Genomic DNA, 23,595 nt, shown 5'->3' with positions numbered 1-23,595 from the left:
AATCTGCCACCCCAAAGTGTCACTTACTTGCCTCCAAAAAATTTAGTAATTTCCTTAGCAAGGGATGGTCCGCCTGCCGCAGATTTAGCCACGACCAGCACAGTGTCATCTCCGGCAATCGTACCGATTGCAGAATTTAGTTTGCCGCTTTTCATCGCCCGATCTAAATTACCAGCTAAAAGTTGAGCAGCCCCTGGCGGAGTTTTCACAACTGCTAAATTACCACTTGCCTCAACTGATGCGATAAACTCAGAAACACCTCTACTTTTTGAACTTTGAGGTGCGGAAACAAATTGATAACGAAAAATTCCAGAGTTGTCTTTGCCTCGAACCGCGCCTAGTTCTTCTAGATCTCTACTTGCTGTTGCCTGAGTCACTACATATCCAAGTTTTCCTAGCTCCCTAACCAAATCACTTTGAGAATGTATTAGTGCATCATCAACTAACTTGATTACAAGAGAACGTCTAGCTGTTGCACTTTGCATATTTAACTTAGCCATTAGGCGCTCACCAATGTTCCGCCTTGATTATCCAAAGCGTCTAAAACCGATACTAGGTCGGTTCCATTTGCAATCCGCACTGAAAACGCACCTGAATCAATTGCACTTATAGCAGCCCTTACTTTTGGAATCATTCCATCTGCAAAACTGGGAGCAATCTGTTTAAGTTCATCAATTGAAATCTCAGAAATCAATGATGATTTGTCCGGCCAGGCACGGTAGATACCATCAACATCTGTTAAAAACAGAACTGAATCAGCTCTCAACGCCCCACCAACGGCGGCGGCTACTAAATCAGCATTGATATTAAAACCAACGCCGTCGTTATCTGTTGCGACCGGTGAGATCACTGGCAGGAAACCTTCTGTCATCAGGGTTTCTAAAATCATCGGGTTGATTTCATCAACCTCACCGACATAACCAATATCAACTGATTTACCATCAACGATTGGTTCAAATTTTCTAGCCCTGATCAATCCCCCATCTGAAGCGGATAAACCAACAGCATTTACCTCACTTCCAATCAGATAGTTAACGATGGATCTTAAAACTTGACCACTAAGCACAGATTGCACAACATTAAACACCTCTTCATCGGTCACTCGATAACCGGCAACTTTATTCTTGCCTATGCCTTTTTCAGCCAAAGCTGCATCAATTTGGGGTCCCCCACCATGCACTAAAACTATTTGTTCTCCATCTAAGAAGGCATCTGCTATTGCTTCTAGCACTGGATCGGATGTGTTTTGATCTGGCAATGCGTTGCCACCGTATTTAATAACGATCATCTAACACCTGCTAATTTCAAGCCAGCATCCTCTGCCAAGTTACACATTAAATTAGCATTTTGAATGGCTTGACCAGCCGCACCTTTGCCGAGATTATCAATTGCGGTTGAAATTATTATTCGATTTACATGGGAATCTAGTGCAATCTGCATGGATACATTACTTGTGCCCAGTACTGAATTAGTCATTGGCATTTGGCCCTCGGTCAATAACGAAACAAATTTACTTTTATCATAGAAATCTGAATAAACGGTTCTTAGTTTTTGTGCTGAGGTTGCAGTGATGAGCTTGGCCGTAACCGTTGCCAGAATTCCTCTTGGCATAGGCGCAAGTATTGGTGTGAATGAGATTTTGACTGATTTATTAGAGATCGAGCTAAGAATTTGCTCTATCTCTGGGGTATGTTGGTGAACTCCACCAAATTTATATGAGGTGAGATTGTTCATTACCTCACTACCAATCAAGTTAACCTTTGCGGTTCTGCCCGCCCCAGTTGTTCCAGAGGCAGCAACCACCACAATATCTTCACTATCAATTTGATTTATTACTGGCGCAACTGAGAGCGCAATGGCTGTTGCATAACAACCCGGGCTAGCAACATGTTTGGATTTAGTGATTAATTGATGATCCGTTAATTCTGGCAATCCATAGGTCCAACTCCCAGCGTAAGATCCCCCATAATACTTATCCCATTGAGTTTTATCAGTCAGACGATAATCAGCTCCTAGATCAACAATCTTCACCTTCTCATTTAATTGAGAAATAAGTTTGGCCGATTCACCATGGGGCAATGCTGTGAAAACTAAATCACATTTGTTTAAATCATCGACATTTACTGCCGAAAACTGCTGACCTTCAAACTGAATTAATTGTGGATGCAGGGCAGTTATGGATTCTCCCGCGTTGGTGTGCGCACCAATAAAACTAATTTCAAAATTCGGATGCTCAGATAACAATCGCAGCAGTTCCCCACCTGCATATCCGCTGGCGCCAACTACTCCAATTTTCATGGCTTAAGGGTAGCGTGAAGTAGTATATTTATGCAATTCTGTGCATATTTATGCATTGCCTCGCAGAACCGCGCCCACTGATTTACCTGCTTGAGCAATTGCTTGATCACGATAGCCAGCAACCTCATCTGATGTAAGGGTGCGATCTGAGGCTCTGAAAGTTAAAGTGAAAGCGAGTGATACTTTATTTTCTGCCATTTGATCATAACGATCAAACAAAACAATAGATTCTAATAACGGCCCAGCACCTTGCTTAAGCGCGGCAGTTAAATCTGCAGCCGCAATTTTAGCCTCAACAACAAGTGCTACATCTTGAACTACTGCTGGAAAACTCCAGATAGGAGGTGCTTTAGTCACGCCAGCTGCAGGCAATTCACTTAAGATTACAGCGAAAGCGCAACTACGTTCTGGCAAATTTAAAGCTGTTATTACTCGGGGATGCAATTCACCAGCATGCGCAACAGGTTTTCCATTTACCCGCAACTCAGCACATCTGCCTGGGTGCCATGGAGCTAAATCACTACTTACAACTTCAAAATCATTTCCAGTTGATTCGATAATTTCCTGTGCCTTGGCAATTGCATCACTCCAGGTGAATTTATTGCCCGATCCTTGCCAGTCACTTAAAATCGTCTCCCCAGTTACTACAGCGCCAACGAACAACATTTGTTTTGGCACACCATCATAAATTTCTTTAATCACTTTCTCACTGGGACGTTTGCTAATCCCTGGGTTAACCGCTTTTCCAAGGGCAGTGGTATTTCTAAAAATAGTTCCTATTTCAAAGATCGCAAGATTCTTTGATCCCCTACCAATGTTGCGAACAGCAGTGGTAAGCAAACCAGGCAGCAGATGTGTTCGCAATAATGGGAATTCTTCTGACATTGGATTAGCAATTTTGAATGATTTAGTTCGATCGCCAGTAAAACCAAGAAGATCAACCATCTCCTGGCTCACAAATGGATAATTGATAACTTCGGTAAATCCTTGATTAGCCAGAGCAATAGCCACAGCACGTTTTCTATACTGCATTCCATTTAATTGAGCTCCACCTTTTCCGATCGGAAGGGTGGCAGGTATTAAGTCGTAATTATTCAAACGAGCTATTTCCTCAGCGAAATCTGCAAAGTTTATTAAATCTGGGCGCCAGGTAGGGACCTCCACAGTTAACAAGTCTGCGCTGCCAGTAACTTTGCAACCAACTAACGTCAATGCATTTTTTACCTGCTTGGACGTATAGGTAAAACCAAGGTATCTAGAGATTTTGGATTGCGAGATTTTCACCTTGCGATTCTTAATTGGAAGTCCTGCTTGAGATGTACCCACATACTTTGCATCAGCTAAATCAATCAGTAATTGCGTGGCCCTAGCAGAAGCAATCTGCGCCAATGCTGGATCAGTATTACGTTCTATCCTACGAGAGGCTTCACTAGATAAATTATGTGATCTTGAATTTCGAGCAATGCTTAGTGGATCAAAATGCGCGGCTTCTAGTGCAATTTTGGTTGTTTCATTAGTAACTTCTGAAGCTAAACCTCCCATAGTTCCAGCCAAAGCTAAGGGAGTTTTTGAATCAGCAATCAATAAATTATCAGGATCTAATTTACGATCAATTTTATCCAAGGTTGTTAACTTAGTGAATTTTCCAGCCCTGACTACCCGCAATCCACCCATAATGTATTGCGCATCAAAGGCGTGTAATGGTTGCCCAAGTTCTAGCATCACATAATTTGTAATATCAACAGCCAACGAAATAGATCTCATCCCGCATTTTTCAATCCTTCGTTGCATCCATAACGGGGTGCTTTTCTTCACATTCACTTGATCTAAAGTTCTGATGTAAATCTGATCAGCTCCTGATTTGTCTTCAATCTTTACAGAAACAGCCTTTTGATTCTTTCTTCCAAACTTCTTAGCAATCTTAGGATCAGCTGGATCTACATATTTAAGCTGAAGTGAGCCAGCTAATTCTCTAGCTAATCCCCTAACCGACATTGCATAACCTCGATCAGGATTTACTGCGATATCAAAAATCACATCGTTCACGTCCAGTAGAGCCATGGCATCTTGGCCGATCTTGCCTTCTGGCAAAACTATAATTCCTGCATGTTCTTCACTGATACCAATTTCTTTAGCCGAGCAAATCATGCCATCGCTAACTTTGCCATAGGTTTCTCTGGCTGAAATTTTGAAGTCGCCTGGAAGTACAGCTCCTGGCAGAGCCACGACAACTAAGTCATTAACCTTAAAATTACGTGCTCCACAAATAACATAACGTATCTTTTTCTCGCCAACATCTAAACCCACAAATCTAATAGGTTTCTTATGTCCAGATAACTCTTCAATTGAAAGAACTTTTCCAACTACCAGCGGTCCTTTTAAGTTTGTGCCTTGCTCTTCAATTGCTTCAACTTCAAAACCCACCTTTACAAAAGCTTGAGAGATTTGTTCAGGACTGATTTTCGCTGGAAGGGTTACAAAATCTTGCAGCCAACTTAATGGAATCTTCATTTTTTGCCCACACCAAAACTTTGCGAAAAGCGAACATCACCCTCAACAATGTCATGCATATCTGTAATGCCATGCTTAACCATCAAAGTTCGTTCTAACCCCATGCCAAAGGCAAAGCCCGAATATTTCTTGGTATCCACTCCACACGCATCTAAAACTTTATGATTTACCATTCCACAGCCGCCCCATTCAATCCAGCGACCATTGAAAAATACGTCCACCTCTGCAGATGGTTCGGTGAAGGGGAAAAAGCTAGGACGTAACCTAGTTTTTACTTGATCACCAAAAATGGATTTAGCAAAGAAATCCAGAGTTCCCTTTAAATCACCCATAGTTATATTCTCATCAACAACTAAACCTTCGACTTGATGAAAAACTGGTGTATGCGTGGCATCTAATTCATCCGCCCGATATGTCTTACCTGGGCAAATAACATAGATAGGTGGTTTTTCATTAAGCATTGTTCTGATTTGAACTGGAGAGGTATGCGTTCGTAATACCAGTTTGGATTCAAGTGGTTCGACGAAAAAAGTATCCTGCATGGTTCTAGCTGGATGATCGGCTGGGATATTCAGCGCATCAAAGTTAAGCCATTCGGCTTCAAGTTCTGGACCTTCTGCAACTTTGTAGCCCAAACCGATAAAAAGATCATTAATTTCATTAGTTAATATTGTTAAGGGATGTAATCCACCTTTCAGATTTCTTCGCCCAGGAAGAGTCACGTCAACTTTTTCAGTAAGTAACATTTGAGAGTCTCGTAGAGCAGATAATTTCGCACTTCTTTGCTCAAAAGCTTGATTCACCTCGGCACGAGCTGCTCCAACTAATTTACCAAATTGCGCACGAAGTGATTGATCAACAGTTGCTAAGGCTTGGTTTGCTTTTGCCAAAGGAGATTTATCGCCGACATAATCAATTTTCACTTGCTTCAATCCATCCAAATCGGAGGCTGATTCAATAGCTCGAAGGGCCTGCGCCAGATCCTCGGCGATTTTATTCTGATCCAACGACATAATCTGCTTAGTCTATAAGGACAGACCTACAGAATGCAGGACAATTGCCGCTGCACTTGCCACATTTAAAGATTCGGCAAAGCCTTTCATCGGTATGGCTACGGTTGTTATCTGACTAGGTAGATCTGGCAGTCCACGGGCCTCATTACCAAATATCCAAGCTGATGGTGTTGTTGAAGTTTTAGCGACAAAATTTGAATCAAAGGACTCCTTCCCATCACCAGTCAAAGCAAATAGAGAAACACCATTTGCAGTAGCACCTGCGATAAAATCATTTATATCTACATCGCTGACTACAGGAATATGCCACAGTGAACCAACAGTTGCTCTCACAGTTTTTGGGTTGAAAACATCTACGCTTTCATTAGAGAATACCACTGCATCAAATCCAGCTGCGTCCGCGCTTCTAATCACAGTTCCTGCGTTGCCTGGATCTTGAATCTGCCAAAAGAAAGCTATTTTTTTAGGCTTTGCTTGCCATAGATCTTGTAGTTTCAAGGTTTTGGTAGAACATAGCGCAATGATTCCTTGCGGAGATTCAGAATCAGCCATTGCATTCATAACCTGATCTGAAACTAAAATCACTTCATGTTTATCTAGAACTGCACTATCAACAGCTGGAGCGAGTTTGCTCATTCCTGATTCAGTTACATAAACTCTTTTTACAGCTAAGCCTTCGGCTAATTTAGGGTTGAGCGCCTCTCGAACTGCCTGAATACCTTCGGCAATAAAAGCATTTTCTAACTCACGATTCTTCTTACCCCTGGAACCAATAAGAGCCTTAACTCGCTCGATATGAGGCGAATTAAGGCTCGTAATATTTTCCATCTCTATTTAATTAATTAGAGATTAATTACGCAGTTACAACATTCTTGCGAGCAATCTCTACTAATTTAGAGAAAGCTGCAGGATCATTTGTTGCAAGTTCAGATAAGACACGGCGATCTACTTCAATGCCGGCTGTCTTTAATCCTTGGATTAAACGGTTGTAAGTCATACCGTTTGCTCGGGCCGCTGCATTAATGCGTTGAATCCAAAGACGACGAAAGTCACCTTTCTTATCTTTGCGATCATTAAATGCATAAACAAGAGAGTGAGTTACCTGCTCTTTTGCTTTAGAAAAAAGACGTGAACGTTGCCCGCGATAACCAGCAGCACGCTCTAAAGTTGTACGGCGCTTTTTCGCCGCATGCACACCACGTTTTACTCTAGCCATTTATCTCTCCCTTACTTCAAACCGAGCATGCGCTTTGCTGCAAATGCATTAGGCGCTTTAGCGGTCACATCGCCAGTTAGGCGACGAGTTACTCTTGATGATTTGCGTTCAAGCAGGTGGCGCTTGCCAGCACGCTCGTGCATGATCTTTCCGGAACCAGTGACACGAAAACGTTTCTTCGCCCCACTATGTGTCTTCATCTTTGGCATTTACTTACCTCCTGTTGAATTGCTATTAAAACTATTTTGGTACTGCTGGAGCCTTCGGTGCTGCTTTCTTTGCAGAACCTGGCTTCTTAGCTGGCCCAAGAACCATTGTCATATTGCGACCTTCTTGCTTTGGCGCAAACTCAACAAGTGATACTTCGGCTAACTCTTCAGCAAGCTTTTGTAATAACCGATATCCCAATTCTGGGCGAGATTGCTCTCGGCCACGAAACTGAATAGTTACCTTCACTTTATCCCCACCTAACAAAAATCGTTCAATATGATTTCGCTTTGTTTCGTAATCATGAGGCTCGATATTTGGTCGAAGACGCATCTCTTTCACAACAATGTGTGTTTGATTTTGTCTTGCTTCCCTAGCTTTCTGCGCAATTTCGTACTTGTATTTTCCGAAATCCATAATTTTGCAGACCGGTGGATTTGCATCAGGTGAAATTTCTACGAGATCTAAACCGATCTCTTCAGAAAGTTTAAGCGCTTTGTCTATTGCTGTTACGCCTAACTGTTCACCGTCATAGCCAATCAACCGAACTTCAGGAACGCGAATTCGATCATTGATACGTGGTTCTGTGCTGATAAGTTCTCCTTGCTGTTTCGCTAGATTGATAAGGCATTACTCAAGCGAACAACAGCCGCGCTTCTAAAGAAGCAACCAGTTCGCCGAAGCGAAGTAGGTGGGAGCGTATGCATCCACTTGATTGAGCAATCTTACCTAAGGATGCACAGGTGAGGAAATTGAGCGTAAGACCAGCAAAACAAAGACAAAATCTGAGCAAAATCAAGTGATACCTACCGGTATTTGCGGGGCGTAGTTCTATCATTTTTATTTAGCGCCTACCCCCTTTGGGCCGGAAAGTAACCATCCTCAAAAATGAAGGTGGGAAATCAATTAAGGAGCGTCAATGCTTAGTTGGAAGCTTCACGGAAATGGTAAGCAGATTCAACCTGGAGAGGTTGTTTCAATCGATGAAAGATTATCTTGGCCCCGTACTTTTGGTATGGGAATTCAACATATTGCAGCTATGTTCGGTGCAACATTCTTAGTACCGATTATTACTGGCTTCTCACCAACAACCACTCTGTTCTTTTCTGGTATTGGTACATTCCTTTTCATTGTCATCACCCAGAATAAACTTCCAAGTTATTTGGGTTCATCATTTGCATTCTTAGCACCAGTTGCTGCAGCAAAAACTTCGGGCGGCATACCTGCTGCTTTAGGTGGCATCGTTGCTGCTGGTGTATTACTTGCAGTGGTTGGATTCATTGCCAAAGCTGCAGGAACAGCATGGATTGATATGTTGCTGCCTCCGGTTGTAACTGGAACTATTGTGATGGTTATTGGATTAAATCTTGCTGGTGCTGCAAAAAATGATTTCATGCAAGGTCAGCGTCTTGGTTTAATCACTCTGCTATCTATCGGATTAATCTCAGCCTTCTTCCGCGGATTTTTAGGAAGAATTAGCATTTTCGCAGGATTAGTCATCGGTTATCTAGTAGCAGCACTTATGGGAGATGTTGATTTTGCCGGCGTTGAAGCGGCGAAATGGGTAGCAATGCCTTCATTCACATCCCCTACTTTTGATAGCAGTGCAATGTTGCTATTCCTGCCAGTTGTATTAGTGCTCATTGCTGAAAATGTTGGACATGTTAAAGCAGTAGCGGCTATGACCGGTAAAAATCTGGATGATCAGATTGGTAATGCTTTAATCGCTGATGGCGCTGCAACCACTCTTGCTGGACTTGGTGGCGGTTCTGGTACGACTACTTACGCAGAAAACATTGGCGTAATGGCATCTAGTCGCGTTTACTCAACTCTTGCTTATATTTTTGCAGGTGTTGGCGCAATTTTACTTGCTTTGTCTCCAAAATTTGGTGCAGTACTTTCTGCAACTCCAGCTGGCGTAAAGGGTGGAGTAACAGTTGCACTATTTGGAATGATCGGTGTTCTAGGAGCCAGAATCTGGATTGATGGACGCGTTGACTTTGCTAACCCAATTAATCTATATATCGCTGCTTCCTCATTAATCATTGGTATCTCCGATATGGCCTGGACTCGTGGGGATTACACATTCAGTGGAATCATCAATGCCACAGTAATGGCTGTTTTCGGTTATCAAATTCTTAACCGAATTGCCAAAGCTCGCGGCACTGCTAACTAAATACAAATAAGTTAATGAGGTGGCTCACATCAAGTGAGTCACCTCATTTTTTTACTCGCTAATTTGCTACCAAAGACCTAATATCCATACATGAAGAAAACCAAAGTTGTTAGCCAGTCGATCACTACTGCTCAATCTGGATTAACTCTGGATCAATCAGCCCGGCAACGTAGATACTTCATATCAATGATGATTAGAACCGCCTGTTTTATATTGACGGTTTTGTTACCTAGTCCTTATCGCTGGATCGCCTTATTTGGCGCTGTGACACTTCCATACATTGCAGTTATAGCCGCCAATGCAGGGCGAGAAACTATTAAAAAAGATGCGATATTCACACCTAAAAGAAAACGTTTAAATTAAATCAGATTGTAAGTTTTGTCGTTCATAAAGTTCATAGTACAAACCTTTTTTACTAACTAATTCTTCATGGGTTCCACGTTCGATGATTTCACCATTATCAATAACCAGTATTTGATCAGCCTGAATTATTGTTGAAAGTCGATGGGCAATCACGATGCTCGTCCTCCCAGCCAACGCGTCTTTCAAAGCTGCTTGAACTAGAGCTTCATTCTCAGAATCCAAATGCGCTGTGGCTTCATCAAGTATCACCAAACTTGGTTGCTTCAACAGCAAGCGAGCAATTGCTAACCTTTGTTTTTCACCCCCTGATAAGCGATGGCCACGTTCGCCAACTACAGTATCTAATCCATTGGGTAAACTTTTAATGAAAGTCCATATACGAGCAGATTCACAAGCTGATTGAATGTTTTCAATACTCGCATCACTTTTAGCGTAAAGAAGATTATTCATGATTGAGTCATGAAACATATGTGAATCTTGGGTAACTACTCCGATTGTATTCCTTAAAGATTTGATGCTGTAATCACGGATATCTGTACCGTTAATTGATATACCGCCATCTGTTACGTCATAGAGTCTTGGTATCAAACTGCTGATCGTACTTTTTCCAGCGCCCGAAGGACCAACTATTCCAGTCAAAGTTCCAGGTTTAACAGAAAACGATATGTTTTTTAAAACTCTGCCACTAGTAGGAATCTCAGGTTTTGCAACAATTTCCAAAGATGCAAGTGAGATCTCTTCCGCCTTCGGATAGGTGAAGGAAACATTCTCAAAAGTTACCTCAGGCTTATCGGTTTGTAGTTGTATTGCATTTTGTCGATCAACCACCATAGGTTTCAAATCAAGGACTTCAAAAACTCTTTCAAAAGAAACAAGTGCACTCATCACATCAACACGAACATTTGAAAGCGCAGTAAGCGGACCATATAACCTTGCAAGTAAAGCGGTTATAGCCAGCAATGTTCCCACTGTTAATTCACCACTAATAGCGAGGTGTCCCCCAACACCATATGCAACTGCGGTTGCAACTGCTGCAATTGAGGTAAGGGCTATGAAGAAGATTCGATTCAACATTGCAATTGAAATGCCGATATCAGCCACTTTTCTAGCCTTGGCCGAGAACTCATTCTTCTCATTTTTAGAATTTCCATAAAGTGAAACCAAGAGCGCGCCAGAAACATTAAATCGTTCAGTCATAGTTGCTGACATAGAAGCATTAATATCAAATGATTGTCGTGTGTACCCTTGGAGTTTTCTACCCACCCATTTTGTTGGGAATAAGAAGACCGGAAGTAAAGTCAATGAAATCAGTGTTATCTGCCAGGATAAAGTAAGCATCGTTGCTGCAACTAAAATCAAGCTCAATAAATTACTTATGACTCCAGATAATGTTGAAGTAAAAGCCTGTTGTGCGCCAATGACATCAGAATTTAATCGAGATATAAGCGCACCAGTTTGGGTTCGAGTAAAAAATGCGATCGATTGCTTTTGAACGTGTTCAAATATCATTCGACGTAGATCATAAATTAATCCTTCGCCAATGCGTGCTGAAAACCAACGACCTATCATGCTAAATAGCGCGTCAAGCAAAGCGATTATGCCTACTGCCAAAGCAAGCTTTGTCACGAGTTCCGTGTTTTTCGGAATCACTCCATCATCGATTAGTTTGCGTAGTAGCAAAGGCGTGGCAACGATTAGGAATGCATCGATTACAACAGTAATTAAGAAGAATGTAAGAGATACCTTGTAAGGTATTGCGAAATCGGCAATCCTCTTTAACGTGCCTGGTTTAAGTTTTTGATTCTTTACCGATGAATCTTGGGTTAAAGATCTAAATGACATCCAGGTGGAATGCATCGACATAAGAACACCTTAGCGATTAAGAGTGGAATTACTAAACAGTGAAGCCAATCGAGCGTAATTGTTCTCTACCATCATCTGAAATTTTGTTTGGACCCCAAGGTGGTAGCCACACCCAATTTATTTTTACATCAGTTGTAATGTCTGCCAATACTTGTCTAGTTTGATCTTCAATTACATCCTGCAATGGGCAGGCAGCAGAAGTTAAGGTCATATCTAAAGTGGCAATGTTATTTTCATCAAGCCGCATGTCATATACCAAACCAAGATCGATCACATTGATTCCTAATTCAGGATCAATCACATCCTTCATTGCCTCAGTTACGTCATCAATTGATGTGTTCATGATCTAATTCTAGGCCATCACTTGGGTAGATGCATCTTTGAACGCCATCCATCCCAGTAGTGCACATTTGATTCGGGCTGGAAATTTTGACACACCTGCAAATGCAACGCCATCCTCTAGTAAATCTTCATCCCCCACACCTTGACCCTTACTTTGCATAAGCTCCAAAAAAGCATTGAGAATCACCATAGCTTTTGAATATGGTTTTCCAATCAACAGGTCACTCATTACCGAAGCACTTGCCATGGAAATTGAACACCCAACACCATCCCATGAAATATCAACTACATTTCCATCCTTCATGATTAAATTCAAAGTGATCTCATCCCCACAACTTGGATTGTTGTGATGAACCTGTACATCTTTTTCAGCTGATAATCCTTTATGTAGCGGAGTGCGGTAATGATCCAAAATAACCTCTTGGTAAAGTGAATCTAATTCCATTACTTACCAACCTTGAAATACTCTTTAGTTTTAATTACTCCCTGAAGCAGTGCTTGCACATCCTTTGAATCGTTATATAAGTGGAAAGAAGCTCTAGTTGTTCCAACTAAATTCAATTTTCGCATCAATGGCCATGCGCAGTGATGCCCAGTTCGCACGGCTATTCCATACTGATCTAAAACTTGCCCCACGTCATGGGGATGAACACCATCAATTGTAAATGAAACCACTCCTCCGCGATCTTTCATATCTAACGGACCAATGACATTAACTGCTGTAATTTGCGATAAACCCTCAAGCAGCTCTTTCGTTAACGCAAGTTCATGACTTTCCACGTTCGCCATTCCAACATTGTTTAAATAGTCAACAGCGGCAGATAAACCAACTGCTTGAGCCATATTAGGAACGCCGGCTTCAAATTTTCTAGGTGCCTTTGCCCAAGTGGCAGTTTCCATAGTTACTGAGTCAACCATTGATCCACCAAAAAGGGCTGGCTCTAGTTGTTCCAGTAGTTCAGATTTACCCCACAGAATTCCGATGCCAGTTGGACCTAACATTTTGTGTCCTGAGAATGCTAGAAAATCTACATCTAGTTTTTTAACATCAACCGGGAAATGAGGAACAGACTGGCAAGCGTCCAAAATTATGAAAGCCCCCACCGATCTAGCCGCCTTAACAATTTGATCGATTGGCACAATTGTTCCAAACACATTTGATTGATGAGTTATAGCAACAATCTTGGTCTTGCCCGTAATTACTTGGGATATCTTTGAAAGGTCTAATCGACCATCATTGGTTATTGGCAGCCAGGTTAATTTCGCGCCAATCCGTTCAGCTAATTGTTGCCACGGAATTAAATTTGCGTGGTGTTCCATCTCAGAAACAACGATTTCATCGCCAGCCTTTAGACATATTCTAGAGTTTTTGTTTCCAAAAGAGTATGCCAAAAAATTTAAGGATTCTGTAGCACTTTTAGTAAAAATAATTTCATCTGTTTGCGCGCCAATAAATTTCGCTAAATTAGCCCGAGCTCCTTCATATGCATCCGATGCTTCTTCAGCAACAAGATGGGCACCGCGGTGGACTGCGGCATTTTTCGTTCGATAGAAATCAGCTTCGGCAGTAATAACGGATTCAGGTTTTTGGGAGGTAGCGCCACTGTCTAAATAAATAAAGCGATTACCACCCCGAACTTTTCGGGACAGTATCGGAAAATCGCCTTGGTATTTACTTAGATCTACTGTCATCAATTACGCAGTTATGTACTCTGCGTAGCCCTTTTCTTCAAGTTTATCTGCCAGTTCTGGGCCACCCTCTTCAACAATCTTGCCATTAGCAAAGACATGAACAAAGTCAGGTTTGATGTATCTAAGGATTCGTGTGTAGTGGGTAATTAGCATTACTCCAAGCTCTGAATTAGCTTTTACTCGATTGACTCCCTCTGAAACAATTCTTAATGCATCCACATCAAGGCCAGAATCGGTTTCATCTAAAATTGCAATCTTTGGCTTTAACAATTCCATCTGCAGAATTTCATGACGCTTCTTCTCACCGCCAGAAAATCCTTCATTTACATTTCGCTCTGAAAAAGCAGTATCAATGTTTAAAGATGCCATAGCAGCTTTAACTTCACCTACCCAAGTTCTCACCTTAGGGGCTTCACCACGTATTGCAGTTACCGCAGTACGTAAAAAGTTAGAAACTGACACCCCTGGAACTTCAACCGGGTATTGCATTGCCAAGAACAATCCTGCCTTAGCTCTTTCATCAACGGTCATCTCTAAAACACCTGCGCCATCTAAAGTAACTGATCCACCAGTAATTAAATATTTTGGATGTCCTGCAATTGAATAAGCAAGAGTGGATTTACCTGATCCATTAGGTCCCATAATTGCATGAGTTTCACCTGATCGAATTGTTAGATCAACACCACGAAGGATCTCTTTATTGCCGGCATCAGTAACAACACTCACCTGCAGGTTCTTAATTTCTAATACGCTCATTTTTCTCTCCTATTTAGTTAGTGATGGTTAATTGATTGCCAGTGCGTTTAACATTAAAAATTTTTAAGGCTTCAGTGGCTGGTGGGGTTAAAGCTTGGCCTGTGCGCAAATCAAACTCTGCGCCATGAAGCCAACATTCAATCTTGCCGCCAGTGATCTCACCCTCAGACAGTGAGGCTTCAGAATGCGTGCATGTGTCTGCAACAGCAAATACTTCATCGCCAACCTTGGCTACACAAACTTGAATACCGTCGACATCAACTGCTACAGGTTTACCTTCTACCAAGGAATCAAACGCTAACTCCGCCATTACTCCCCCACCTTGGCTAGCTCATCATCAATACGTTGCATTAAGCGCTCTTCAAGTTCAGCACTCTTTAACTTATTAATGATTTCAGCAAAGAAACCACGGATTACTAAACGTCTTGCAATATCAGCTGGGATTCCGCGTGATTGTAAATAAAACAATTGTTCATCATCAAAGCGACCAGTAGTACTTGCATGGCCAGCACCAACTATTTCACCTGTTTCAATCTCTAAATTCGGTACTGAATCTGCTCTAGCCCCATCACTTAGCAACAAGTTTCGATTTAATTCATAAGTATCTGTGCCGTCCGCACCTTTATGAATATACACATCGCCGATCCAAACAGTGTGTGCCTGATCTCCAGCAAGCGCTCCCTTGTAATTAACGCGAGATTTAGCATTTGGAACATTGTGATTAACATGAATTCGATGTTCTAGATGTTGTCCATCTGTTGCGAAATAAACTCCATAAAGATCAGCGAATGATCCGGCTCCCGTGAATTCAACAGTTGGACTTATACGCACAACCGATCCGCCAACAGAAACTACATAAGAGGTGAATTGAGCATCTTTGCTAACAATTGCATGGTGTTGTGCTAAATGAACTGCGGTTCTATCCCATTCCTGCAAAGAAATTAAATCCAAGGACGCCCCAGGTGCAAGATTGATTTCAATCTCTTCTCCCAGTTCACCATTTCCAGTATTTTCAATTATCACCATACTTTTGCTGTTTACGCCAGCCTGTATCACTACACGGCTAAATTCAGGTGAAGATGAACATTTACGAGACAAATGAATTGGCTCGGTAAGTTCAATATCTTTAGCAATGGTAAGCAGGCTTACCTTTGCAACTACTTCTCTGATCCGATTAGTTACAACATCTGTACTGGTATATGAAGCTGGATGCTCAGACGCTTCTGCAACTGAGAGCACAACTCCATTAGGAAGTGTGGCTTTAGCTGAAAGAGAGATGTAATCTGCCACTTTGGTAGATCCATCATGTAAACCAGCTAAACGTTTAAGAGGCGTAAAACGCCACGCCTCTTCACGACCGGTTGGCGTTAGGTAATTAGTTGTTAACAAACTCATTAACCAACAGCGCCTTCCATTTGTAATTCAATCAATCGGTTCAGTTCTAACGCGTATTCCATAGGAAGCTCTTTTGCAATTGGTTCAATGAATCCGCGGACGATCATTGCCATCGCTTCATCTTCACCAAGTCCACGCGACATCAAATAAAAGAGTTGATCATCGCTAACCTTTGAAACTGTAGCTTCATGGCCCATTGAGACATCATCTTCGCGAACATCTACATAAGGATATGTATCAGAGCGAGAAATCGTATCAACTAACAGCGCATCACATTTAACAGTGCTCTTAGAGTGATGTGCTCCTTTTTCTACCTTGACCAGTCCACGATATGAGGTGCGACCTCCACCGCGTGCAACTGATTTAGAAATAATTGTTGAGGATGTGTAAGGAGCTGCATGAACCATCTTTGCTCCAGCATCTTGATGTTGGCCTTCACCAGCAAAAGCGATTGAAAGAGTTTCACCTTTTGAATGAGGTCCCATCAACATCACAGCAGGGTATTTCATGGTTACTTTGGAACCAATGTTGCCATCAATCCACTCCATTGTTGCACCCTCAGCGCAAGTTGCTCGCTTAGTAACTAGGTTGTAAACATTGTTTGACCAGTTTTGAATTGTTGTGTAACGCACTCGTGCATTCTTCTTCACAATAATCTCCACTACCGCAGAATGCAGTGAATCTGATGAATAAACAGGCGCAGTACAACCTTCTACATAATGCACATACGAATCTTCATCGGCAATAATTAATGTTCGCTCGAATTGACCCATGTTTTCAGTATTAATTCGAAAATATGCCTGTAGCGGAATATCAACCTTTACACCCTTAGGAACATAAATGAATGAACCACCAGACCAAACCGCAGTGTTTAGCGCAGCAAATTTGTTATCGCCTACCGGAATAACCGTTCCAAAATACTCTTGAAACATTTCTGGATGAGTTTTAAGAGCTGTATCAGTATCAAGGAATAGCACTCCTTGCTTTTCTAAATCCTCACGAATTGAGTGGTAGACCACTTCAGATTCATACTGAGCTGCCACACCAGCAACTAATCTTTTCTTTTCTGCCTCTGGGATACCTAATCGATCATAAGTGTTCTTAATGTCATCGGGCAGATCTTCCCAAGAGGTCGCTTGCTTTTCAGTTGATCTAACAAAGTATTTAATTGTGTCAAAGAAAATACCACTTAGATCAGAACCCCAACTTGGCATTGGTTTCTTATCAAACAAACCTAAACCCTTAAGGCGTAGATCAAGCATCCACTGCGGTTCACTCTTTTTTGAAGAGATATCTCGTACTACCTCCTCGTTAAGTCCACGCCGACTATTTGACCCGGCATCTGTCTTATCTGCCCAGCCGTACTCGTACTTTCCAATTCCATCTAACTCTGGATGCGCGATTTGGGTCATTAGCGTGCTCCTTCTTTTACTCTAGCTGTTGAATGTGGGGAAATATTGTTTGGGATGAATGTTGTACAAACACCATCACCATGAGCGATCGTGGCAAGGCGTTGTACATGTGTTCCTAAAATTTCTGAAAATGCTTTAGTTTCTGCTTCACACAATTGTGGAAACTCAGAAGCCACATGAGCAATCGGGCAATGGTGCTGACAAATCTCTTCACCATTTCCTAATTTATCGGTTGATGCTGAGTAACCCTCTTTGGTTAGCAACTTTGAAAGTGCTTTTGTTTTTTCAAGAATTGATTTACTGGATGTTTTAATGTGATCACCCTTACGAATCAAATCTTCTGCTCGACTAGTTGCAAACTCGTTTACTAAGTGCTCGCCATTCTTACTAGCCATGAATTTAAGAGCTGCTACCGCTAAATCATCATATGAATGTTCAAATTTCTCTCGTCCCGCGTCAGTCATTACAAATACTTTTGAAGGCCGTCCTCTACCGCGCTCATTTGATTGATATGGATCTTTTGCAGTTAAAACACCTTCGCTGATTAATGAATCTAAATGTCGTCGAATTCCAGCTGGCGTAATTGCTAATTTCTTCGCCAATGCTGCTGCCGTGGCTGGGCCGCCTTCTAAAATGGTACGGGCAACCTGGTCTCGGGTCTTATCGGGCTCGGTCTTTTTCACAACATAAGTGTTGCGTAATTCATCCCCAAGCGCCAATCCTGTATCGGGTGTTCACTGTGAAATGCGCCTTACCCGATCGAAAAATCAACCCCCCTAAAGGGTTGAACCAATAGGCTTAAATCATGTTGGTGGCCAAAAGATCTATCTCGGGCAGAGTTTTTGCTCTTCTAATTTTCCTGCAGGGTGCGTTAATTGTTACTGGCGGGGCGGTAAGAGTTACCGGATCAGGATTAGGTTGCCCAACCTGGCCTGAATGCACACCGGGCTCATATACCCCAGTTCCTGGACAAGCCGAAGGTGCGTTACATGCCTGGATAGAGTTTGGAAATCGTCTACTTACATTTGTTTTATTAATTACAGCCCTTGCAGCGGTGATTTTCTCAATCAAGTACTCAAAAAATGATCTTAACAAAATTCGAATTCGCACGTTAGCCCTACTTCAAGTACTTGGAATTCTAGGCCAAGGAGTTTTGGGAGGAATCACGGTTCTAACAGATCTGCATCCCCTACCAGTAGCTGGTCATTTTCTACTATCGATTTTCTTAATCTCAGGTGCAATCTCACTTCGATATGAAATGGTGGGAGTAGTAAAAGAAACGGCCACAGGACTTGCAAAGCCAATCTTGCCATTGCTAATTTGGTTAACCCTGTTTGTATTAATCGCAGGAACAATCGTTACTGGCAGCGGTCCACACGCCGGTGATGAACAAGCAAAACGGTTCGGCTTTGATCCTAGATTTGTTTCGTGGTTACATGCTGATTTAGTGATTGCGCTATTGGTGTTAACTGGCATGCTTTTTCTTATAACTCGTCAATCGCAATTAAAGATTATAAATAAGCGAATCGGTTTATTCCTTATGATTTGTTTAGCTCAAGGACTAGTTGGGTATGTGCAGTATTTCACCGGACTACCAGTAGTACTAGTGGCAATTCATCTTTTGGGCGCAACTTTAGTTTGGGCTAGCGGATGGTCCTTGATAAAGGTTGCAGACTCAGGCTTTAGATTGAGAGGTTTTCACTTATGACATTACCTGCATGGCAGTTATTAGATGATCAAGCAGTTGCTACATCCAGAGCCCTTGCAATGGATGCGGTTCAAAAAGTTGGTAATGGCCATCCAGGCACTGCAATGTCGCTTGCACCAGTTGCCTACACATTATTTCAACGGATCTTAAAACATGACCCGGCTAATCCAAATTGGATTGCTCGGGACCGTTTCGTGCTCTCCTGTGGTCACTCCTCATTAACTTTATACATCCAACTTTATTTATCTGGGTACGGAGTTGAGTTATCAGATTTGCAGAATTTTCGAACCTTTAATTCTAAAACGCCAGGCCACCCAGAGTATGGACACACACTTGGCGTGGAAACAACAACAGGACCACTCGGTCAAGGTATTGCAAATGCTGTTGGTATGGCGATGGCCGCTCGATATGAAAAAGGATTATTAGATCCCGAGAATAAAACCGAAATTTTTGATCATAATATTTGGGTAATTGCTTCAGATGGAGATCTGCAAGAAGGAGTTAGCGCAGAAGCATCCTCACTTGCCGGCACTCAAGCACTAGGTAATTTAAAGGTAATTTATGATGACAATCGAATATCAATCGAAGGTGATACCCATGTGGCATTCACGGAGGATGTTTCTGCTCGATATCGTTCATATGGTTGGGAAGTTTTTGATGTAGCTGCCAAAGCTGATGGTGATGTTGATCGTGAAAATTTGGAAAAAACAATGCTCAAATCACTAGAGATTAAAAACAAACCAGTTCTAATACGTCTTAGCACAGTAATTGCTTGGCCTGCCCCAACAGCACGTGGCACTGCTAAATCTCACGGCTCTGCATTAGGGGTCGATGAAGTTGCTGCTACCAAACAACAACTTGGTATGGATCCAACACAGTCCTTCGTTGTGTCAAATGAAGTAATACAACATGCTAGAGCGATTCAACAACGTGGCGCAGCCATGCATAAGGATTGGGTAAAGAAATTTGAATCTTGGCAGAAAAGCAATACTGTCCAATCGGCATTACTAAATAGACTAATGAATAATGGATTACCTGAGGATTGGGAAAAGAATATTCCTGTTTTTTCAAGTGATAAAGAGATTGCTACGCGCGCAGCTTCTGGAAAGGTTATTCAATCTATTGCCGCTGCGCTCCCTGAGTTTTGGGGTGGATCAGCCGACCTTGCAGACAGTAACAACACCACGATAGAAGGCGGTGGATCATTCTTGCCAACTAGTAGCAAAATGGCTGGTGCTAATCCTTTCGGGCGCGTGGTTCATTTTGGGATTCGTGAGCATGCAATGGGTTCAATACTAAATGGCGCAGCATTACATGGTTTAGTAAAGCCGTTCGCGGGAACGTTTTTAGTTTTCAGTGATTACATGCGTGGAGCCGTTCGCCTATCAGCGTTGATGCAACTACCAGTTACTTACGTTTGGACCCATGATTCAATCGGACTTGGAGAAGATGGTCCTACTCATCAACCTATTGAGCATTTATCTGCATTAAGGGCAATACCAGGTTTGGCGGTAGTAAGACCAGCTGATGCAAATGAAGTGAGCGCCTGCTGGGTTGAAATAATTAAGAATGCAAAACCAGTTGGTTTGGCTCTTTCTCGTCAGAATTTACCGGTTATCGACCGTAAGAAATTCAAAGGCACTGACAACGTTAAAAATGGTGCGTATGTATTGGCATACGGTGATGAAAGCTCCCCAGATAAATGTGATGTTATTTTGATTGCCACTGGTTCTGAAGTTCATCTGGCTTTATCAGCACGCGAACACCTTTTAACAATCGGGATAAAGGCACGAGTTGTAAGTGCGCCATGTTTGGAATGGTTCACCCAACAATCAGTCGCTTATCAAGAGCTAGTTTTGCCGAAGAACATCAAACCGCGGGTCAGCATAGAAGCAGGTATTGCCCAATCTTGGTATCAATTTATTGGTGATGCGGGTGTTCCGGTATCACTTGAACATTTTGGCGCATCAGCTAGTGCGTCAGTTTTATTCAAAGAGTTTGGATTTACGGTTGAAAATGTTGTAAAAGCAGCAAAAGAAAGTATCACTAAGGCTCATGGGTAGCGCTTTATCTGACATATCCAAAGCTGGTGTTGCAGTATGGCTTGATGATTTATCTCGCGAAAGATTGCAGAGTGGATCTTTAAAGAAGTTGATAGAAACTGATTCAGTTGTCGGAGTTACAACTAATCCCAGTATCTTTGCATCAGCCATTGGAAAATCAGATCTTTACCAGGCGGACATTGTTAAGAACGCCCAATTAACCACTGAAGAAATTATCACCCTGCTTACAACTGATGACGTCAGAAATGCTTGTGATCTCTTTCTTGAAGTTTATGAAAACACTAAGCACAAAGACGGCAGAGTATCTATCGAAGTAGACCCAAGATTTGCTCGCGATACCAAAGCCACAATTGAACAAGGATTAGCATTATGGAAAATGATTGATAGACCAAACTTGCTTATCAAAGTGCCCGCTACAGTTGAAGGACTGCCGGCAATTACCGAGCTAATTTCAAAAGGGATTAGCGTAAACGTAACTTTAATTTTTTCAGTGGCTAGGTATAAACAGGTTCTAGAAGCCTACGCCGCAGGATTGAAACGAAGAGTAGAAAACCAAGAAGGGATTGATGAGATATTTTCCGTAGCTTCCTTTTTTATCAGTCGGATTGATTCCGCAGTTGATGCACTCCTTCCAAAAGATTCAAATATGCGAGGGCAAACCGCTATCGCAAATGCTGTAATGGCTTATGAAACCTTCCTAAATTTCTCTAACACACCTAGTTGGAAAGATTTGGCAAACAAGGGAGCAAATTTACAACGACCATTATGGGCTTCAACTGGAGTTAAAGATCCCTCATTTGATCCAAATCTTTACGTTCTAGATTTAGTTGCACCAAATACGGTAAATACTATGCCTGAAGCAACATTGAATTCTGTTAAGAACACTGGAGCGTTTAATCATGCACTAGTTCCAACAAAACTTGCCTTATCTAAATCAATCTTGGCAAAGATTGCATTGGCTGGAATAGATCTGGACAAAATAACTGATAATTTAGAAGTAGATGGAGTATCAAAATTTGAAGCATCATGGCTTGATTTAATGAAATCTGTTAATGCAATTGCTGGTGGTTTAAAGTGAAGATATCTGGCCCACTCGTATCAAAGATAGATAAAGATTTAGTAGCAGAGCTACTTGCGATAGCAGTAAGGCTTGCGATCAAAGACACAAAAATCTGGGGCGCTGATTCCGAGGCACCTACACGATTGAATTGGGTTGATTTACCTGTAACTTCTCGAGATTTGCTACCGCAATTGGATTCACTGTCGGCTTGGGCTAGAAGTAATAAATTGGATGAAGTGATTTTGTGTGGCATGGGAGGTTCCTCATTAGCTGCTGAAGTGATCGCAAAAACTTATAACAAATCTCTTGTCGTTCTAGATTCCACTCATCCAGATCAAATTTTAAATTCACTTCCAAAAAATCCTGCTAATTCAGTTATCGTTATAAGTTCAAAATCTGGAACAACGATCGAAACCATTTCACACTTAAAGTACTTTGTTAATTACTTGAATAATCAAGGTTTGAAGCCAGAAAATCACTTAGTCATTGTGACCGACCCAGGTACTCCCCTAGATAAATCATCGAGAAAATCTGGATACAAGGTAGTGAACGCTGATCCATTAGTTGGTGGGCGATTTAGCGCATTATCCGCTTTTGGCCTTGTGCCTGCGGCACTACTTGGTATTGATATCTCATTACTTTTAGATGATGCTGAGCTGGCAAGTAAAACTTTTTATCAAGTAAATTCACCTGCAATTGAGGTTGCATCGTTATTGTTTTCCCAAACTAAGCAAGTATTTAATATCTGTGACTCGAAATCAAATGTTCCTGGATTATCAGATTGGATCGAGCAGTTAGTTGCCGAATCCACGGGGAAAAATGGACTAGGCCGCCTGCCAGTACTGATTAAATCGATTGATCAGATTAAAGGTGGAGTATCAATTGGTTTATCTAAAGGTGAATTCGACCTCATAATCGAAGCCAGTTTGGGTGAGCATTTTATATTTTGGGAGTGGGTCACCGCTTTACTTTGCTATCTGTTAAAAGTTGATCCTTTTAACCAACCCAACGTTACTGAAGCAAAGGAGCGAAGCTCCACAATCTTAAATTCAATAATTACCGGTGATTTCAAATCGGAAATACCAGTTGCTGAAAATGGAGAGTATTCAATCTATTCAACTCAAAAGATTAAAACCCTAGCCGAATTTTTAAAAACACCCGCGGAGTACTTTGCAATTCTGGCATATCTTCCCCGAACCGATAACAATGAAGTATTAAAACTGATCCAGTTAATATCTAATAAGACCAATAAGCCAGTTACCTTTGGCTGGGGACCCAGATACCTGCACTCGACGGGTCAATTACACAAAGGTGGACAACCAAATGGTTGTTTCGTTCAAATCACCTCAGAAGTAGAATCCGAATTAGCAGTACCAGGTGAGTCATTCAAGTTCTCTGATTTGATAGAAGCCCAAGCTCTTGGAGATGCACTAGCCATAACGGAGCGCAGATTACCTTTGATAAGAATACATTTGAGAAACAATAACTCAGCTTTAAAACAGTTAATTTCAGAACTTTAA

24 protein-coding genes are annotated in these 23,595 nt (G+C 41.8%); 6 read left to right on the top strand and 18 right to left on the bottom strand.

Annotation, left to right across the window (positions count from 1 at the left end):
* Window positions 1–23: 23 nt before the first annotated feature.
* Genes B1s21122_RS02975 through infC form a run of 9 tightly spaced genes read right to left on the bottom strand, consistent with a single transcriptional unit; the run spans window position 24 to window position 7,839 of the window.
* Window positions 24–500 carry an arginine repressor gene (locus B1s21122_RS02975; protein ID WP_095680708.1) on the bottom strand — a complete coding sequence of 159 codons (477 nt, stop codon included), beginning with the start codon at window positions 498–500 and terminating at the stop codon, window positions 24–26.
* The gene (gene argB / locus B1s21122_RS02970) at window positions 500–1,288 is read right to left on the bottom strand and encodes an acetylglutamate kinase (RefSeq protein ID WP_095680709.1); all 789 of its coding nucleotides are present in this window, start codon (window positions 1,286–1,288) and stop codon (window positions 500–502) included. The genes B1s21122_RS02975 and argB overlap by 1 nt, the downstream gene beginning before the upstream one ends.
* Window positions 1,285–2,298: an N-acetyl-gamma-glutamyl-phosphate reductase gene (argC, locus tag B1s21122_RS02965; protein ID WP_095680710.1), complete on the bottom strand. Its 1,014-nt coding sequence runs from the start codon at window positions 2,296–2,298 to the stop codon at window positions 1,285–1,287. The genes argB and argC overlap by 4 nt, the downstream gene beginning before the upstream one ends.
* 48 nt (window positions 2,299–2,346) lie before the next feature.
* Entirely contained in the window at window positions 2,347–4,809 is a 2,463-nt protein-coding gene (gene pheT, locus B1s21122_RS02960) for a phenylalanine--tRNA ligase subunit beta (protein ID WP_095680711.1), read from the bottom strand.
* Window positions 4,806–5,822, bottom strand: coding sequence for a phenylalanine--tRNA ligase subunit alpha (gene pheS, locus B1s21122_RS02955; RefSeq protein ID WP_095680712.1), 1,017 nt, complete (start codon window positions 5,820–5,822; stop codon window positions 4,806–4,808). Before pheS ends, pheT begins: the two co-directional genes overlap by 4 nt.
* A 12-nt stretch (window positions 5,823–5,834) precedes the next feature.
* The gene (locus B1s21122_RS02950; RefSeq protein WP_095680713.1) at window positions 5,835–6,650 is read right to left on the bottom strand and encodes a TrmH family RNA methyltransferase; all 816 of its coding nucleotides are present in this window, start codon (window positions 6,648–6,650) and stop codon (window positions 5,835–5,837) included.
* A 25-nt stretch (window positions 6,651–6,675) separates the two neighbouring features.
* Window positions 6,676–7,038 carry a 50S ribosomal protein L20 gene (gene rplT / locus B1s21122_RS02945; protein WP_095680714.1) on the bottom strand — a complete coding sequence of 121 codons (363 nt, stop codon included), beginning with the start codon at window positions 7,036–7,038 and terminating at the stop codon, window positions 6,676–6,678.
* Between the two features lie 11 nt (window positions 7,039–7,049).
* Window positions 7,050–7,247 (bottom strand): 50S ribosomal protein L35, encoded by a 198-nt coding sequence (gene rpmI / locus B1s21122_RS02940; RefSeq protein ID WP_095680715.1) that lies wholly within the window; start codon window positions 7,245–7,247, stop codon window positions 7,050–7,052.
* Window positions 7,248–7,278: 31 nt separating this feature from the next.
* Window positions 7,279–7,839: a translation initiation factor IF-3 gene (gene infC / locus B1s21122_RS02935; protein ID WP_095680716.1), complete on the bottom strand. Its 561-nt coding sequence runs from the start codon at window positions 7,837–7,839 to the stop codon at window positions 7,279–7,281.
* Between the two features lie 325 nt (window positions 7,840–8,164).
* On the opposite strand from infC, the gene B1s21122_RS02930 reads away from it, so the two are divergent.
* Window positions 8,165–9,421 carry a uracil-xanthine permease family protein gene (locus B1s21122_RS02930; RefSeq protein WP_095680717.1) on the top strand — a complete coding sequence of 419 codons (1,257 nt, stop codon included), beginning with the start codon at window positions 8,165–8,167 and terminating at the stop codon, window positions 9,419–9,421.
* Window positions 9,422–9,511: 90 nt separating this feature from the next.
* Entirely contained in the window at window positions 9,512–9,784 is a 273-nt protein-coding gene (locus tag B1s21122_RS02925; RefSeq protein WP_095680718.1) for a DUF3099 domain-containing protein, read from the top strand.
* On the opposite strand, the gene B1s21122_RS02920 is transcribed toward B1s21122_RS02925, so the two are convergent.
* The 9 genes from B1s21122_RS02920 to B1s21122_RS02880 are packed head-to-tail and all read right to left on the bottom strand — an operon-like array spanning window position 9,776 to window position 17,927.
* Window positions 9,776–11,647, bottom strand: a complete 1,872-nt coding sequence (locus B1s21122_RS02920) for an ABC transporter ATP-binding protein (RefSeq protein WP_223299090.1) — start codon at window positions 11,645–11,647, stop codon at window positions 9,776–9,778. The genes B1s21122_RS02925 and B1s21122_RS02920 overlap by 9 nt on opposite strands.
* 31 nt (window positions 11,648–11,678) lie before the next feature.
* A complete protein-coding gene (locus B1s21122_RS02915) occupies window positions 11,679–11,990 on the bottom strand; it encodes a metal-sulfur cluster assembly factor (RefSeq protein WP_095680720.1) in 312 nt (103 codons plus the stop codon).
* Between the two features lie 9 nt (window positions 11,991–11,999).
* Window positions 12,000–12,434: a Fe-S cluster assembly sulfur transfer protein SufU gene (gene sufU, locus B1s21122_RS02910; RefSeq protein WP_095680721.1), complete on the bottom strand. Its 435-nt coding sequence runs from the start codon at window positions 12,432–12,434 to the stop codon at window positions 12,000–12,002.
* Entirely contained in the window at window positions 12,434–13,681 is a 1,248-nt protein-coding gene (locus B1s21122_RS02905; RefSeq protein WP_095680722.1) for a cysteine desulfurase, read from the bottom strand. The genes sufU and B1s21122_RS02905 overlap by 1 nt, the downstream gene beginning before the upstream one ends.
* Window positions 13,682–13,684: 3 nt before the next feature.
* On the bottom strand, window positions 13,685–14,437 hold the full coding sequence (gene sufC / locus B1s21122_RS02900; RefSeq protein ID WP_095680723.1) for a Fe-S cluster assembly ATPase SufC: 753 nt from the start codon (window positions 14,435–14,437) through the stop codon (window positions 13,685–13,687).
* A gap of 13 nt (window positions 14,438–14,450) precedes the next feature.
* On the bottom strand, window positions 14,451–14,747 hold the full coding sequence (locus B1s21122_RS02895) for a non-heme iron oxygenase ferredoxin subunit (protein ID WP_095680724.1): 297 nt from the start codon (window positions 14,745–14,747) through the stop codon (window positions 14,451–14,453).
* Complete coding sequence (gene sufD / locus B1s21122_RS02890) at window positions 14,747–15,832, bottom strand: Fe-S cluster assembly protein SufD (RefSeq protein WP_095680725.1); 1,086 nt, start codon at window positions 15,830–15,832, stop codon at window positions 14,747–14,749. The genes B1s21122_RS02895 and sufD overlap by 1 nt, the downstream gene beginning before the upstream one ends.
* Window positions 15,832–17,244, bottom strand: coding sequence for a Fe-S cluster assembly protein SufB (sufB, locus tag B1s21122_RS02885; RefSeq protein WP_095680726.1), 1,413 nt, complete (start codon window positions 17,242–17,244; stop codon window positions 15,832–15,834). Before sufB ends, sufD begins: the two co-directional genes overlap by 1 nt.
* On the bottom strand, window positions 17,244–17,927 hold the full coding sequence (locus tag B1s21122_RS02880; protein WP_223299089.1) for a helix-turn-helix transcriptional regulator: 684 nt from the start codon (window positions 17,925–17,927) through the stop codon (window positions 17,244–17,246). The genes sufB and B1s21122_RS02880 overlap by 1 nt, the downstream gene beginning before the upstream one ends.
* 122 nt (window positions 17,928–18,049) lie before the next feature.
* On the opposite strand from B1s21122_RS02880, the gene B1s21122_RS02875 reads away from it, so the two are divergent.
* The 4 genes from B1s21122_RS02875 to B1s21122_RS02860 are packed head-to-tail and all read left to right on the top strand — an operon-like array spanning window position 18,050 to window position 23,595.
* Window positions 18,050–18,952 (top strand): COX15/CtaA family protein, encoded by a 903-nt coding sequence (locus B1s21122_RS02875; protein ID WP_095680728.1) that lies wholly within the window; start codon window positions 18,050–18,052, stop codon window positions 18,950–18,952.
* Window positions 18,949–21,015 (top strand): transketolase, encoded by a 2,067-nt coding sequence (gene tkt / locus B1s21122_RS02870; protein ID WP_095680729.1) that lies wholly within the window; start codon window positions 18,949–18,951, stop codon window positions 21,013–21,015. Before B1s21122_RS02875 ends, tkt begins: the two co-directional genes overlap by 4 nt.
* Window positions 21,008–22,093, top strand: a complete 1,086-nt coding sequence (gene tal, locus B1s21122_RS02865) for a transaldolase (RefSeq protein ID WP_095680730.1) — start codon at window positions 21,008–21,010, stop codon at window positions 22,091–22,093. Before tkt ends, tal begins: the two co-directional genes overlap by 8 nt.
* Window positions 22,090–23,595 (top strand): glucose-6-phosphate isomerase, encoded by a 1,506-nt coding sequence (locus B1s21122_RS02860; protein ID WP_095680731.1) that lies wholly within the window; start codon window positions 22,090–22,092, stop codon window positions 23,593–23,595. Before tal ends, B1s21122_RS02860 begins: the two co-directional genes overlap by 4 nt.

Origin of the sequence: Candidatus Nanopelagicus limnes (genome assembly GCF_002287885.2) — a bacterium.
GTDB classification, from domain to species: domain Bacteria; phylum Actinomycetota; class Actinomycetes; order Nanopelagicales; family Nanopelagicaceae; genus Nanopelagicus; species Nanopelagicus limnae.
This window is presented reverse-complemented; position numbering and strand designations above follow the sequence as displayed.